Origin of the sequence: Streptomyces mutomycini, from assembly GCF_001700505.1 — a bacterium.
Lineage (GTDB): Bacteria > Actinomycetota > Actinomycetes > Streptomycetales > Streptomycetaceae > Streptomyces > Streptomyces mutomycini.
This window is the reverse complement of record NZ_MAPV01000093.1, coordinates 1-13,797: the sequence shown is the minus strand read 5'-3', so window position 1 is coordinate 13,797 and position 13,797 is coordinate 1. Positions and strand designations below refer to the sequence as shown.

Annotated in this window: 10 protein-coding genes and 1 pseudogene; 8 read left to right on the top strand and 3 right to left on the bottom strand. The window is 71.8% G+C overall.

Translation table 11 applies throughout. The annotated features are described in order from the left end of the window. Positions 1-19 precede the first annotated feature (19 nt). The 5 genes from iolB to BFF76_RS14130 are packed head-to-tail and all read left to right on the top strand — an operon-like array spanning position 20 to position 6,079. On the top strand, positions 20-904 hold the full coding sequence (iolB, locus tag BFF76_RS14150) for a 5-deoxy-glucuronate isomerase (protein ID WP_031092118.1): 885 nt from the start codon (positions 20-22) through the stop codon (positions 902-904). Continuing rightward, positions 901-2,814 carry a 3D-(3,5/4)-trihydroxycyclohexane-1,2-dione acylhydrolase (decyclizing) gene (gene iolD / locus BFF76_RS14145; RefSeq protein WP_065848346.1) on the top strand — a complete coding sequence of 638 codons (1,914 nt, stop codon included), beginning with the start codon at positions 901-903 and terminating at the stop codon, positions 2,812-2,814. The genes iolB and iolD overlap by 4 nt, the downstream gene beginning before the upstream one ends. A 12-nt stretch (positions 2,815-2,826) precedes the next feature. Then, complete coding sequence (mmsA, locus tag BFF76_RS14140; RefSeq protein ID WP_031092112.1) at positions 2,827-4,326, top strand: CoA-acylating methylmalonate-semialdehyde dehydrogenase; 1,500 nt, start codon at positions 2,827-2,829, stop codon at positions 4,324-4,326. A gap of 41 nt (positions 4,327-4,367) precedes the next feature. Beyond that, entirely contained in the window at positions 4,368-5,408 is a 1,041-nt protein-coding gene (locus BFF76_RS14135; RefSeq protein ID WP_065848345.1) for an aminoglycoside phosphotransferase family protein, read from the top strand. Between the two features lie 50 nt (positions 5,409-5,458). Beyond that, positions 5,459-6,079, top strand: coding sequence for a DUF4291 domain-containing protein (locus tag BFF76_RS14130; protein ID WP_065848344.1), 621 nt, complete (start codon positions 5,459-5,461; stop codon positions 6,077-6,079). Positions 6,080-6,236: 157 nt separating this feature from the next. On the opposite strand, the gene BFF76_RS14125 is transcribed toward BFF76_RS14130, so the two are convergent. Beyond that, positions 6,237-6,656 (bottom strand): GNAT family N-acetyltransferase, encoded by a 420-nt coding sequence (locus BFF76_RS14125; protein ID WP_053928707.1) that lies wholly within the window; start codon positions 6,654-6,656, stop codon positions 6,237-6,239. Between the two features lie 138 nt (positions 6,657-6,794). On the opposite strand from BFF76_RS14125, the gene BFF76_RS14120 reads away from it, so the two are divergent. From BFF76_RS14120 to BFF76_RS14110, 3 genes and pseudogenes are all read left to right on the top strand, one after another. Continuing rightward, entirely contained in the window at positions 6,795-9,575 is a 2,781-nt protein-coding gene (locus tag BFF76_RS14120; protein ID WP_065848343.1) for an alpha/beta fold hydrolase, read from the top strand. Next, positions 9,572-10,458, top strand: a pseudogene (locus BFF76_RS14115) (ABC transporter permease). The gene BFF76_RS14120 and the pseudogene BFF76_RS14115 overlap by 4 nt, the downstream one beginning before the upstream one ends. 126 nt (positions 10,459-10,584) lie before the next feature. Continuing rightward, positions 10,585-12,165 carry a vWA domain-containing protein gene (locus BFF76_RS14110; protein WP_065848342.1) on the top strand — a complete coding sequence of 527 codons (1,581 nt, stop codon included), beginning with the start codon at positions 10,585-10,587 and terminating at the stop codon, positions 12,163-12,165. A gap of 162 nt (positions 12,166-12,327) precedes the next feature. Here BFF76_RS14110 and BFF76_RS14105 read toward each other — a convergent pair whose 3' ends face one another. Continuing rightward, positions 12,328-12,642: an L-rhamnose mutarotase gene (locus tag BFF76_RS14105; RefSeq protein ID WP_065848341.1), complete on the bottom strand. Its 315-nt coding sequence runs from the start codon at positions 12,640-12,642 to the stop codon at positions 12,328-12,330. A gap of 17 nt (positions 12,643-12,659) precedes the next feature. Then, positions 12,660-13,745 (bottom strand): rhamnose ABC transporter substrate-binding protein, encoded by a 1,086-nt coding sequence (gene rhaS, locus BFF76_RS14100; RefSeq protein ID WP_031092087.1) that lies wholly within the window; start codon positions 13,743-13,745, stop codon positions 12,660-12,662. Between the last annotated feature and the right edge of the window lie 52 nt (positions 13,746-13,797).

The window sequence follows — 13,797 nt, the reverse complement described above, 5'->3', positions numbered from 1 at the left end:
CGACGGGTAGGGATCGACCATGACGACGAGCGACGAGCAGCAGAAGTACCACCTCAGGGCAGGCGAGGCCGCGCGCGGCCCCTACGCCCTCGACATCGGCCCGGAGCGGGCCGGATGGGAGCGGTCGGGCCTGCGCGTCCTGGAGCTTCGGCCAGGAGGTGTTCATACCCTCGTAACCGGGGAAAGTGAATGGATCATCCTGCCGTTGTCCGGTGGCTGTACGGTGCGTGCAGCAGGTGAGATCTTCGAACTGCTGGGCAGGGAAGACGTGTTCAGCGCGGTGACCGATTTCGCCTATGTCCCACGCGACATCACCGCCCAGATCGCCTCCGGCGCAGGAGGCCGCTTCGCCCTGGCAGGAGCGAAGTGCGAGCGCCCACTCCCCGCTCGCTACGGCCCCGCGCCGGAGGTACCGGTCGAACTCCGCGGCGCCGGCGCCTGCTCGCGCCAGGTGAACAACTTCGCCGCGGCCGACACCTTCGACTGCGACCGGCTCATCGCCGTCGAGGTCCTCACCCCCGGCGGCAACTGGTCCTCGTACCCGCCGCACAAGCACGACGAGCACCACCCCGGCACCGAGTCCGTGCTCGAGGAGATCTACTACTTCGAGGTCGAGGACGGCGGCCTCGGCTACCACCGGGTGTCCCCGTCCCGCCCCGGCGGCACGGACGTACTCGCCGAGGTCGCCACGGGGGACGCCGTCCTCATCCCCGACGGCTGGCACGGCCCGTCCATCGCCCCGCCCGGCCGCACCCTGTACTACCTGAACGTCATGGCCGGCCCGGGCGAGCAGCGCGAGTGGCTCATCCGCGACCACCCGGACCACCGCTGGATCCGTGACACCTGGCCCGGGCAGCCCGCCGACCCCCGACTCCCCCTCCACGGCCCGGAGGCCGCCCGGTGACCACACCACGCCGCACCACCGGCCAGGCCGCGCCCACCCGCAGGCTCACCACCGCCCAGGCCCTCATCGCCTTCCTCGCCCGCCAGTACACCGAGCGCGACGGCCGGCGTCACCGTCTGATCAACGCCACCTGGGGCATCTTCGGCCACGGCAACGTCGCGGGCATCGGACAGGCACTCGTCGAGGCCGGCCCCGCGATGCCGTACCTCCAGGGACGCAGCGAACAGGCCATGGTGCACGCCGCCGTGGGATACGCCCGCCAGTCGGGCCGGCTCTCCGCCCACGCCGTCACCACGTCCATCGGCCCCGGCGCCACCAACCTCGTCACCGGTGCGGCGCTCGCGACCGTCAACCACCTCCCCGTGCTGCTCCTGCCCGGCGACACCTTCGCGACCCGCCCCGCCGATCCCGTGCTCCAGCAGCTCGAAGTGCCCCACGCGGGCGACGTGTCGGTCAACGACTGCCTGCGCCCCGTCTCCCGCTACTTCGACCGGATCACCCGCCCCGAGGCACTGATCCCGGCCGCCCTGCAGGCCATGCGCACCCTCGCCGACCCGGCGGACACCGGAGCCGTCACGCTCGCGCTGCCGCAGGACGTGCAGGCCGAGGCGTACGACTGGCCGGCGGAGTTCTTCGCGACGCGCGTCTGGAACGTACGCAGGCCCGCCCCCGACCGGCACGAACTCGAACAGGCCGTCCGCGCGGTGCGCAGCGCACGCCGTCCGCTGATCGTCGCGGGCGGAGGCGTCCACCACAGCGCCGCAGAGGAGGCTCTCGCCGCGTTCGCCGCCGCCACCCGCATCCCCGTCGCCTCCACCCAGGCCGGCAAGGGGTCCCTGCGCCACGACCACCCCGCCGACGTGGGCGGCATCGGCCACACCGGCACCGCCACGGCCGACGCGCTGGCCCGCGAGGCCGACCTGGTCATCGGAATCGGCACCCGCTACACCGACTTCACGACCGCCTCCGGCACCCTCTTCGCCGACCCAGCCGTCCGTTTCCTCAACCTCAACATCACCGGATTCGACGCCCACAAGCTCTCCGCCCTCCCCCTGGTCGCGGACGCGCGCACCGCGATCGGAGCACTCGGCGAGGCCCTCGGCGCACTCGGACACCGCGTCGACCCCGGATACGAGAGCGCGTACACCGACGCCAAGGACCGCTGGGAGCAGCGCGTCGACGCCGCCTGCGCCACCGCCGATCCGGACGCCCGCCCCACCCAGGCCCAGGTCCTCGGGCTGCTGGACGAGCTGGTCACCGAGGACGACATCCTGATCAACGCGGCGGGCTCCCTCCCCGGCGACCTCCACAAGCTGTGGCGGACCCGCTCCCCGCGCCAGTACCACGTCGAATACGGCTACTCCTGCATGGGATACGAGATCCCCGCCGCCCTCGGGGTCCAGCTCGCGGCACCGGACCGCCCCGTGTGGGCCCTGGTCGGAGACGGCACGTACCTGATGAATCCCACCGAGATCGTCACCGCCGTACAGGAGGGCCTGCCCGTCAAGCTCGTCATCCTGCAGAACCACGGGTACGCGTCCATCGGCGGCCTCTCCGAATCGGTCGGCGCCGAACGCTTCGGCACCGCCTACCGGCACCGCACCGCCGACGGCTCGTTCACCGGCCCCCCGCTGCCCGTCGACCTCGCCGCCAACGCGGCCTCCCTCGGCATGCGGGTGCTGCGCGCCGGGACGGTGGGTGAGCTGCGCCTGGCCCTCGCCGAGGCGCGCGGCGCGGACCGTCCTACTTGTGTCTACGTCGAGACCGAAACGCCAGACACAGTGTCGGGGCCCCCTCCGGCGCAGGCGTGGTGGGATGTTCCCGTAGCCGAAGCCGCGACCCGCCCGCCGGCGGTCGAGGCCAGGAAAGAGTACGACCGGCAGATCGCAGCCCGACGCCGCCACCTGTGAAGGAGACCCGTCATGAAGACCGTCAACCACTGGATCGGTGGCAAGACCGTCGAGGGCACGTCGGGCAACCACGGTCCGGTCACCGACCCGGCGACCGGTGCCGTCACGACCCGGGTGGCGCTCGCCTCCACCGAGGAGGTCGACGCCGCGGTCTCCGCCGCGAGGACGGCGTACGAGACCTGGGGCACCTCCTCGCTCTCCGCCCGCACCGCCGTCCTCTTCCGCTACCGCGCCCTGCTCGACGCCCACCGCGACGAGATCGCCGCGCTGATCACCGCGGAGCACGGCAAGGTGCACTCCGACGCTCTGGGCGAGGTCGCCCGCGGCCTGGAGATCGTCGAGCTGGCCTGCGGCATCACCACACAGCTCAAGGGCGAGCTGTCGACCGAGGTATCCAGCCGGGTCGACGTGTCCTCGATCCGGCAGCCGCTCGGCGTCGTCGCCGGCATCACGCCGTTCAACTTCCCCGCCATGGTGCCGATGTGGATGTTCCCGCTGGCCATCGCCTGCGGTAACACCTTCGTTTTGAAGCCCAGCGAGAAGGACCCGTCGGCCGCCAACCTGCTGGCCGAGCTGGCAGCCGAGGCGGGGCTGCCCGACGGCGTGCTGAACGTCCTGCACGGTGACAAGGTCGCCGTGGACGGGCTCCTCGCCCACCCCGACGTCGCCGCCGTCTCCTTCGTGGGCTCCACCCCCATCGCCCGCTACATCCACGCCACAGCCTCCGCCAACGGCAAGCGCGTGCAGGCACTCGGCGGCGCGAAGAACCACATGCTGGTCCTCCCGGACGCCGACCTGGACGCCGCCGCCGACGCCGCGGTCTCGGCCGCCTACGGCTCCGCCGGCGAGCGCTGCATGGCCATCTCAGCGGTCGTCGCGGTGAGTTCCGTCGCGGACGAGCTGGTCGCGAAGATCCGCGAGCGCGCCGAGAAGATCACGATCGGTCCCGGCACGGACCCCGCCTCCGAGATGGGCCCGCTGATCACCGCCGCCCACCGCGACAAGGTCGCCTCCTACGTCACCGGCGCCGCCGCGCAGGGCGCCGACGTCGTACTCGACGGAACCGGCCACACGGTCGAGGGCTTCGAGGACGGCCACTGGATCGGCCTGTCCCTCCTGGACAACGTCTCCACCGACTCCGACGCCTACCGCGACGAGATCTTCGGCCCGGTCCTGTGCGTCCTTCGCGTCGACACGTACGAGGACGGCGTCGCCCTCATGAACGCCTCGCCCTTCGGCAACGGCACCGCGATCTTCACCCGCGACGGCGGCGCGGCCCGCCGCTTCCAGCTGGAGATCGAGGCCGGAATGGTCGGCGTCAACGTCCCGATCCCGGTACCCGTGGGCTACCACTCCTTCGGCGGCTGGAAGGACTCCCTCTTCGGCGACCACCACGTCTACGGCAACGACGGCGTGCACTTCTACACCCGCGGCAAGGTCGTCACCACCCGCTGGCCCGACCCGGCAGACGCCCCGGCGGGCGTGGACCTCGGCTTCCCCCGCAACCACTGACACGCCGGACACGGACGCTCGCCGAATGGAGGACCGACCGCATGGAGACGGCGTCGCGGCTTCCGTTCGGCGAGATCCTGACAGCCCGTCTGGGCCCGCCCGCGTACCCCCGCGTCCTGGAGAGCAGCCCCCGTTCACAGGTCTGGCGCATCGAGCTGGCCGGGCGCCCGGCCGTGCTGAAACACCTGGTGGCAGGCCCCGGGGCCGACGAGCGGTACGCCCGTGAAGTGGCCGCCCTGCGCATCGGCGCCCGGGCATCCGGCACCCCGGTCGTGCCCGCGCTCCTCGGCACCGATCCGGCCGAGCGGGTCCTGGTCATCGAGGACCTCGACGACCGGCGGCCGCCCGCCGACTGGATCGTCGACTACGCCGCCGCCCTCGCGCGGCTGCACAGCACCGCCCGTCCCGGCGACGCGGGAGTCCTGCCCCGCTGGCAGGGGCCGACCGGTGCCGACGTCACGTCGTTCCTCACCCTGGCCGAGACCCTCGGGGTCGTCGCGCCATCGGGCGTACGGGACGAGCTCCACGCCCTCGTGGAGCGTCTCGGCCGGACGGAAGGGACCGCGCTCCTCCACGGCGACCCGTGCCCCGGCAACGACCTGCACACCCCGGACGGGGTCAGGTTCATCGACTTCGAGCAGGCGTCCCTGGGCAGCGGCCTGATGGAACTCGCCTACCTCCGCATCGGTTTCCCGACCTGCTGGTGCGTCACGAGGGCGTCCGGGCCCCTGCTGGAGCGGGCGGAGGCCACCTACCGCACGGCCTGGCACACCGAGACCGGCACAGCGCTGCCGGACACCGGCCTCGCCGACGCCTGCGCGGGCTGGCTGATCCGGGGCGACGCCCTGGTCCAGCGGGCCCAGCGAGGCACCACCGACCACCTGGCCCGCCTCCCGGACGAGGACTGGACCTGGGGCACGGCGACCGCCCGCCGGCGCCTCGTGCACCGGCTCGGCGTGGTCGCCGACATGACCGCGGACCACTCGGACCTGCCGCACCTCGGCGCACTGGCGGCGGCCCTGCGCCGTGCCGCCCTCGACCGCTGGCCGGCAGTGCGCCCGGTGCCGAAGAGGCGCCCGTAGCTCCCGAAATTCCGTGGCAGGAGGCACACCGCCCCGGCCATCCTGGGGTCATGTCCACACCGCAGCACGAGATCCGCTCCACACCGCAGCACGAGATCCGCGCCCAGCACACCGCCACCACGGTCACCGTCTACCAGGCGTACCAGCCGTCCATCGGCCTGCCCGCCGCCCGTGACGGGCGCTTCCCGTCAGCCTGGAAGCGCGACCGCATGACCTGGATCAAGCCGAGCTTCCTGTGGATGATGTACCGCTGCGGATGGGGCACGAAGGAGGGACAGGAGACCGTGCTCGCCGTCGAGATCAGCCGCGAGGGCTTCGCGTGGGCGCTGGAGAACGCCGAACTCTCCCATTACGCAAGGGGCGTACACCCCGACCGTGCCGCCTGGCGGAACAGCCTGCGCCGCAGCCCCAGCCGTGTCCAGTGGGATCCGGAGCGCGATCTCAGCCTGAACCCTCTGCCGTACCGCTCCCTCCAGCTCGGACTGAGCGGTGAGGCGGCACGTCGTTACGCGGACGAGTGGCTGGTCTCCGTCACCGACGTCACGCCGCTCGCCCACGAGATCCACGGTCTCGTCAGGGCGGGTCATCCGGACGAGGCGGCCCGGCTGCTCCCGGCGGAGACTCCGCTTGCGGGACTTGGTGCGCCACTCCCCGTCGCGGCCGGTGGATGAGCACCCGGACCCGCCCGACGGCCCCGGTCACGGCGCGGGACGGTCGGCAGGCAAGCATCGCGGCCTCCGTGGTGCTGGACCTGTCGATGGACCGGATCACACCGGCCGCGCCACGCGAGCCGGCGGGCCGGGTGCAGCCGACCCGCCTGCCCGCCGTTCAGTGCTCGGCGCCGAACTCCCAGGTCAGCATGGCGAACACCCCGTCGTCCGCCGCACCCGCCGAGCGGTACGTGGCGAGTGCCGCCTCGTTGTCGCGCTCCACCCCGACCCACATGTCGTAACAGCCGCGCTCCCGGGCCTCGGCTGCCAGGGCCTCCGTCAGCGCCCGCCCGATGCCCCGGCGGCGGTACCGCTCGTCGACGCCGAGTTCGTACAGGCACATCTCCGTACCCTTGTCCGGGTGCAGCATCTCGACGCCCGACACGAACCCGGCCGGGAAGTCCCCCGCGTACGCGATCAGCATCAGATGGCCGCCGGCCGCGAGGAAGCGGTCCGCCCACTCGGGGCGGGGCTCGGCGTCGTAGAGGTGGGCGGCGGCGAGCAGCTCCGAGGCGGTGGCGGCGGGGCGGATGCGGATGTCCACGTAAAGGCCCTTTCGTGACGGCGGTGTACCGCAGGCGGAGTACGGGGAGGGCCGACCGTACCTCCCAGGGATGCTGTGCACCTCACCCCGGGGGCACTCCGGCCGGCGGACCGCTCCGTTTAGGGTCGAGTCATGGAGAACCCGACTTCCCGGTGGCGGCACCGGCTGCCCCGTACCCGAGGCCGGTGGGCCGCGGTCGTCGCCGTCCTCGCCGTGCTCGCGGGTGCCGGTACCTGGACCGCTACCGCCGACGACAGCGCGCCGCCCGTGCACCGGCAGGACCGGATGATGAAGATGAACGGGGTGTCGGTCGACACCTCGTACTTCACGTCCGGAGGCACCGAGCCCCGGCCGGCCGTCCTCATCGGGCACGGTTTCGGCGGCAGCAAGAACGACGTGCGCGCCCAGGCCGAGAAGCTGGCCGCCGACGGATACGCCGTGATGACCTGGTCCGCGCGCGGATTCGGGAAGACGACCGGGGAGATCACGCTCAACGCCCCCGACGGCGAAGTGAAGGACGTGTCCGGGCTGATCGACTGGCTCGCGGACCGCCCCGAGGTGGAGCTCGACGCGAAGGGAGACCCGCGCGTCGGTGTCACCGGCGCCTCGTACGGCGGCGCCGTGTCGCTGCTCGCCGCCGGGCACGACGATCGGGTCGACGCCATCGCCCCGGTGATCAGCTACTGGAACCTCTCCGACGCGCTCTTCCCGGACGGGGTGTTCAAGAAGCTCTGGTCCGGGATCTTCGTCAGCTCGGGCGGTGGCTGCGAGAGGTTCCAGAAGCAGCTGTGCGAGATGTACGAGCGGGTCGCGGTCAGCGGCAAGCCGGACGCCGCCGCGCGTGAACTGCTCGACGAGCGTTCCCCCGAGGCCGTGGCCGACCGGATCGACGTACCCGCGTTGATCCTCCAGGGCCAGAGCGACTCGCTCTTCCCGCTCGGCCACGCCGACGCCATGGCCAAGGCCGTCAAGGCCAACGGCGCACCCGTGTCCGTCGACTGGATCGCGGGCGGGCACGACGGAGGGGACGACGAGGGCGACCGCGTCGAGAGCCGGATCGGTGACTGGTTCGACCGGTACCTCAAGGAGGACAAGGGCGCCGACACCGGGCCGGGCTTCCGGGTGACCCGGACCGGAGGCGTCGACTCCACCGACGGCGCCGCCCTCAAGCGCGGCGCGAGCAGCGCCACCTACCCGGGACTGACCAGCGGCGGGCGGAAGATCACCCTGACCGGTGCCGGGCAGCAGCGCCCGGACGACGGCGGACAGGGCGGCACGATGACGGGCGGCGGGCAGCAGCCCGGGACGGACGAAGGCCAGGGCGCCTCGGCCGGAGGAGGGCGGAACGCCCCCGCCGGCGGGGAGACCCAGACCTTCCGCAACCCCGCCGGGGCCAACCCGCCGTCCATCTCCGCCGTCCCCGGCATCGGGGGCGGGCTTTCCCAGCTGTCCTCGCTCGGCGTCGGGCTCTCCCTCGACTTCCCCGGGCAGTACGCGCGCTTCGAGTCCGCCCCGCTGGACAGCGCCGTACACGTCACCGGATCGCCCACGGTCCGCGTGAACGTGAAGGCGGACCAGGGCGACGCGGTGCTCTTCGGCAAGGTCTACGACGTCTCGCCGGACGGGAAGCAGCAGGTGCTGCCCTCCCAGCTCGTCTCCCCCTACCGGTTCACCCCGGCGGAGCAGGGGAAGCCCGTCGAGCTGACCCTGCCCGCCGTCGACCACGAGGTCGAGGCGGGGCACCGGCTCCGTCTCGTCCTCTCCGCGACGGACCTCGCCTACGCCTCACCCGCCGAGCCCGCGACCTACACCGTGTCCCTCGACGACGGGGCGCTGACGGTGCCCACGGCGCCTGCCGTGAAGACCGCCGCGGCCACCATGCCCTGGTGGACCTGGGGACTCCCCGCGGCCGCCGTGGTCATCGCCGCCGCCCTCCTGCTCACCGCGCGCCGGCGTACGGCGACCCCAGCGCCCGATCCGGCGCTGACCGGTGTACCGCTGCAGATCACCGGCCTGTCCAAGAAGTACGCCAGGTCCAGCGACCGGTACGCCGTGCGCGACCTGGGCTTCCGGGTCGAGAAGGGGCAGGTCCTCGGACTCCTCGGGCCGAACGGCGCGGGCAAGACCACCACCCTGCGCATGCTGATGGGGCTCATCACCCCCGACGCCGGAGAGATCCGGGTCTTCGGGCACGCGATCCGTCCCGGAGCGCCCGTGCTGTCCCGGGTGGGGTCCTTCGTCGAAGGCGCCGGCTTCCTCCCGCACCTGTCGGGCCGCTCCAACCTGGAGCTGTACTGGCAGGCGACCGGGCGGCCCACCGAGGACGCCCACATCGACGAGGCCCTGGAGATCGCCGGACTCGGCGACGCCCTGGCCCGCGCCGTACGCACCTACTCCCAGGGGATGCGGCAGCGCCTCGCCATCGCCCAGGCCATGCTCGGCATGCCGGACCTCCTCATCCTCGACGAACCGACCAACGGTCTCGACCCGCCCCAGATCCGCGAGATGCGGGACGTGATGATCCGGTACGCGGCCGGGGGCAGGACCGTGATCGTCTCCAGCCACCTCCTCTCCGAGGTCGAACAGTCCTGCACCCACCTGGTCGTCATGGACCGGGGACAGCTCGTCCAGGCCGGTCCGGTCGCCGAGATCACCGGCTCCGGCGACATGCTGCTCGTCACCACGGACGCCGAGGTGGCCGAACCCCTCGCGGAGAAGGTCGCAGCTCTCCCCGGCATCGGCTCCGCCGTCCGCCTGGACGACGGACACGGACTGCTGGTCCGTCTCGACGGCGCCACAGCCGCGCAACTCGTCTCGGACCTGGTCCGTCTCGACGTGCCGGTGACGGGCGTCGGGCCGCACCGCCGCCTGGAGGACGCCTTCCTCACCCTCATCTCCCAAGGATCCGCATGAGCTCCGCAACAGAGATCCAGGCCCTTGCCGAAGCCCCCGGATACCACGCCCGCCGCACCCTGCCGCTTCGTGTGGAGGCGATGAGGCAGCTGCGCAGGCGCCGCACCCTGCTCATGGGCGGGGTGCTCGCGGCCCTGCCGTTCATCCTGATCATCGCCTTCGCGGTCGGGGGCACCCCGCCCATGAGCAGGGTGGCGGGGGAGGCGGCTCGCGGATCAACCTCATGGACGTCGCGACGGAGTCCGCGGCGAACTTCGCGGCGACCTGCCTCTTCGTCTCGGCCGGCTTCCTGCTCGTGGTGCCGGTCGCCCTGTTCTGCGGCGACACCGTGGCCTCCGAGGCCAGCTGGTCCTCGCTGCGCTACCTGCTCGCGGCGCCCGTGCCACGGGCCCGGCTGCTGTGGAGCAAGCTCGTCGTGGCGCTCGGCTTCAGCCTCGCCGCCATGGTGCTGCTGCCGCTCGTCGCGCTGGGCGCGGGAGCCCTCGCGTACGGCTGGGGGCCGCTCAAGCTGCCGACCGGGGGCGCGCTCACCAGCTCGGACACCGTGCCGCGCCTCGCGCTCGTCGTGGCCTTCGTCTTCGTCTCCCAACTCGTCACCGCCGGGCTGGCGTTCTGGCTCTCGACGAAGACGGACGCGCCGCTCGGCGCGGTGGGCGGCGCCGTGGGGCTGACCATCGTCGGCAATGTCCTCGACGCGGTCACCGCACTCGGGACGTGGCGCGAATTCCTGCCCGCACACTGGCAGTTCGCATGGGCGGACGCGCTCCAGCCCGACCTCGAATGGGGCGGGATGGTGAAGGGCGCGGCCGTATCGGTGACCTATGCCCTGATCCTGTTCGCTCTCGCCTTCCGGGGGTTCAGCCGTAAGGACATCGTGTCCTGAAACCGATGTCCTGCCGGACCGGGCCCGGTCGTTGCGTCATCGAGACCGTTCCGCAACGCTTCCGACGACTCCGCCGGGCCGCCCCGCACGTCACATGAACAGATGCCGACGACGTGGGGGGTACCGATGGCACACAGGTCAAGGACGTACAGGGGAGCGCTGGCCCTGTTCCTGGGCGCGGTCCTGATCACCGGTTGCAGCGCTTCGGGTCCGGACGGCGCCAAGTCGTCCGCCGACCGCAGCACCGGTGGCGGGCCGGCCGGGGGCAAACAGCCCCCGTACGCCGCGCCGGAGCGGACGGAGGAAGCGGACGGGGCGGCGAAGGACAGCGGCAGCCGGGAGAGCGTGGCGCCCGACTACCTCTCGACCTTCGCCCTCGACGTGGACACCGCCAGCTACGGATACGCGCGCCGCACCCTGGGCGACGGGCAGCTGCCGGCCGCCGGCACGGTGCGTCCGGAGGAGTTCGTCAACAGCTTCCGCCAGGGCTACGAGCGGCCGGAGGGCAACGGCTTCGCGGTCAGCGTCGACGGCGCCCGGTCCGATGCCGCCGACTGGTCGCTCCTGCGGGTCGGGCTGGCCACGAAGGCCGCCCAGGACGCAGGCGAACGCCCGCCGGCCGCACTGACCTTCGTCGTCGACATCTCCGGGTCGATGTCCGAGCCCGGACGCCTCGACCTGGCGAAGACCTCGCTGGGCATCCTCGCCGACGAACTGCGCGACGACGACTCCGTATCCCTGGTCACATTCAGCGACGAGGCCGAGACCCGGCTCCCGATGACCCGGCTCCAGGGCAACCGCACCGAGGTCAGGGACGCCATCGAGGGGATGGAGCCCGCCGACTCGACGAACGTGGCAGCCGGTGTCGAGCGGGGCTACGAGGAGGCGGTCGAGGGCCACCGCAAGGGCGCCACCAACCGCGTCGTCCTGCTCTCCGACGCGCTCGCCAACACCGGGGAGACGGACGCCGACGCGATCCTGGAACGCATCGGGGGCGCACGTGAGGAGTACGGCATCACCCTGTTCGGCGTCGGGGTCGGCAGCGACTACGGCGACGAGCTGATGGAACGCCTCACCAACAAGGGCGACGGCAACACCACCTATATCGCGGACGAGACCCAGGCCAGGAAGGTCTTCGTCGACCAGCTCCCCGCCCACGTCGAACTCCGGGCCCGTGACGCCAAGGCCCAGGTGGCCTTCGACCGCGAAACCGTCCAGCAGTTCCGGCTGATCGGCTACGAGAACCGCAAGGTCGCCGACGACGACTTCCGGGACGACAGCGTCGACGGCGGCGAGGTGGGCCCCGGCCACACGGTGACCGCGCTCTACGCCGTACGCCTCCGTGAGGGCGCCTCCGGCCATGTGGCGACGGCGACCGTGCGCTGGCTGGACCCGAAGACACGGAAGGCGCACGAGGAGACCGGGGCGGTGGCGACCGGTGCGATCGGCGGGAAGCTCTGGGACGGCGCCACGGCACGGCTCCAGGTGACCGCGGTGGCCGCGTACTTCGCGGACACGCTGCGCGGCGGCGACCTGCCGGGAGCGCCCGCACTCGGCGAACTCGCCGAGCGGGCAAGGAAGCTGGCCTCCACCACCGAGGACAGCTCGGTGGAGAAGCTCGCCACGGCGATCGAGCGGGCCGACCGGATCAGGAACGGCGGTGGGGAGGAACCGCCGGGCGACGACGGCGAAGGCGAGCTCGGCTGACACGGACTCCCGGGCCCGGCGGGGTGTCGCCCCCGCCGGGCCCGTCCTGTCGGTGGCGGCTGACAGAACACGTCGAACAGCCATCTTGGAGATACTGGCTCTCTCGCCGCCTCCTGAACGCCGTCCGCCCCGGCCGCCCGCGTCCGCCGGGGCGGAGACCCGCTAAGCCAGGTGGAACACCTCGGTCAGCGGGACCATCACCTCGTCCGCGGCCTCCGGCTGCTCGAAGAACTCGCCCATCTCCCGCTGCCACCGCGCGTTGACCTCCGTCGCCGCCATCGCCTCCCGGGCCGCGTCGAAGTCCTCCGTCTCCAGGTAGCCGACCAGCAGGCCGTCCTCGCGGAGGAACAGCGAGTAGTTGTGCCAGCCCGCCTCCGACAGTGCGGCGAGCATGTCCGGCCACACCGCGGCATGGCGCTCGCGGTACTCGTCCTTGCGGTCCTCACGGACCTTCAGCAGAAAGCAGACGCGCTGCATGGAGCCGGGCCCTCCGGTCAGAAGTTGAACGAGTCGATGTTCTTGGAGTCGAAGACGGTCGGCTCGCCGAGGATGACCTCGCCGTCCTTGCCGATCGTGTACTCACCGAGCTTGCCCGCCTTGAACTTCTCGCCCTCCGCACCGGTGATCTGCCCCGAAGCCAGCGCGGCGGCCGCGTACGAGCCGAGGTAGCCGAGCTCCTGCGGGTTCCAGAGCGAGAACTGCTCGACGGTGCCGTCCTTGACGTACTTGCGCATCTGGTTCGGCGTGCCGAGCCCGTTGAGCACGACCTTGCCCTTGTACGAGGAGTCGCTCAGATAGCGCGCCGCAGCCGCGATGCCCACCGTCGTGGGCGAGATGATGCCCTTGAGGTCCGGGTAGGCCTGCATGAGGCCCTGCGTCTGCTGGAAGGACTTCTGGTCCGCGTCGTCGCCGTACGCGACCTTCACCAGCTCCATGTCCTTGTACTCCGGGAGCTTCAGCTCCTCCTTCATGAACTCGATCCAGGTGTTCTGGTTCGTCGCGTTCTGCGTGGCCGACAGGATCGCGATCTTGCCCTTGTGGCCGATCTGCTCGCCGAGGTGCTGCACCAGACTGCGGCCGATCTCCTCGGAGCCGGCCTGGTTGATGAAGAGCTGGCGGCAGTCCTTCGCGGTGTCGGAGTCGTACGCGACGACCTTGATGTCCTTCTTCATGGCCTGCTTGAGCGGGCCGCACACCGCGTTCGGGTCGTTCGCAGCGATCAGGATCGCGTCCTGGCGCTGCTGGATCAGCGTGTTGATGTAGCTGACCTGCGAGGATGCGTTGGCGTCGGACGGGCCGACCTCCTTGCCCGTGCCGCCGTACTCCTTCGCCGCCGCGATGCCCGCCTCGTCGACGATCTTCTCGTACGGGTTGTTGATCTGCTTGGGCAGGAAGGCGAGCTTCAGGCCCTTCTTCAGCGGCGCGTCCGGGTCGGCCTTCGCGGAGCTGCCGGCCTTCGCGCTCCCGCTCTCCGCGCTGTCCTTCGTGGTGCCGGAACACGCGGTGAGAGCGAGGGCGAGGGAGACGGCGGTGGCGGCGGTCGCGACGGCGCGGCGCCCAGCGGCATTGCGGAGCATCATGGCGGCGTGTGCCTTTCGGAGAGGGAGCGAAGACGGGGGAGGGGAGGGGAGC

Bases quoted from the DNA above. Each gene is read 5' to 3' on its own strand.
- iolB (WP_031092118.1), top strand. From the start codon at position 20: ATGACGACGAGCGACGAGCAGCAGAAGTACCACCTCAGGGCAGGCGAG.
- mmsA (WP_031092112.1), top strand. From the start codon at position 2,827: ATGAAGACCGTCAACCACTGGATCGGTGGCAAGACCGTCGAGGGCACG.
- BFF76_RS14135 (WP_065848345.1), top strand. From the start codon at position 4,368: ATGGAGACGGCGTCGCGGCTTCCGTTCGGCGAGATCCTGACAGCCCGT.
- BFF76_RS14130 (WP_065848344.1), top strand. From the start codon at position 5,459: ATGTCCACACCGCAGCACGAGATCCGCTCCACACCGCAGCACGAGATC.
- BFF76_RS14120 (WP_065848343.1), top strand. From the start codon at position 6,795: ATGGAGAACCCGACTTCCCGGTGGCGGCACCGGCTGCCCCGTACCCGA.
- BFF76_RS14110 (WP_065848342.1), top strand. From the start codon at position 10,585: ATGGCACACAGGTCAAGGACGTACAGGGGAGCGCTGGCCCTGTTCCTG.
- BFF76_RS14105 (WP_065848341.1), bottom strand. From the start codon at position 12,642: ATGCAGCGCGTCTGCTTTCTGCTGAAGGTCCGTGAGGACCGCAAGGAC.
- rhaS (WP_031092087.1), bottom strand. From the start codon at position 13,745: ATGATGCTCCGCAATGCCGCTGGGCGCCGCGCCGTCGCGACCGCCGCC.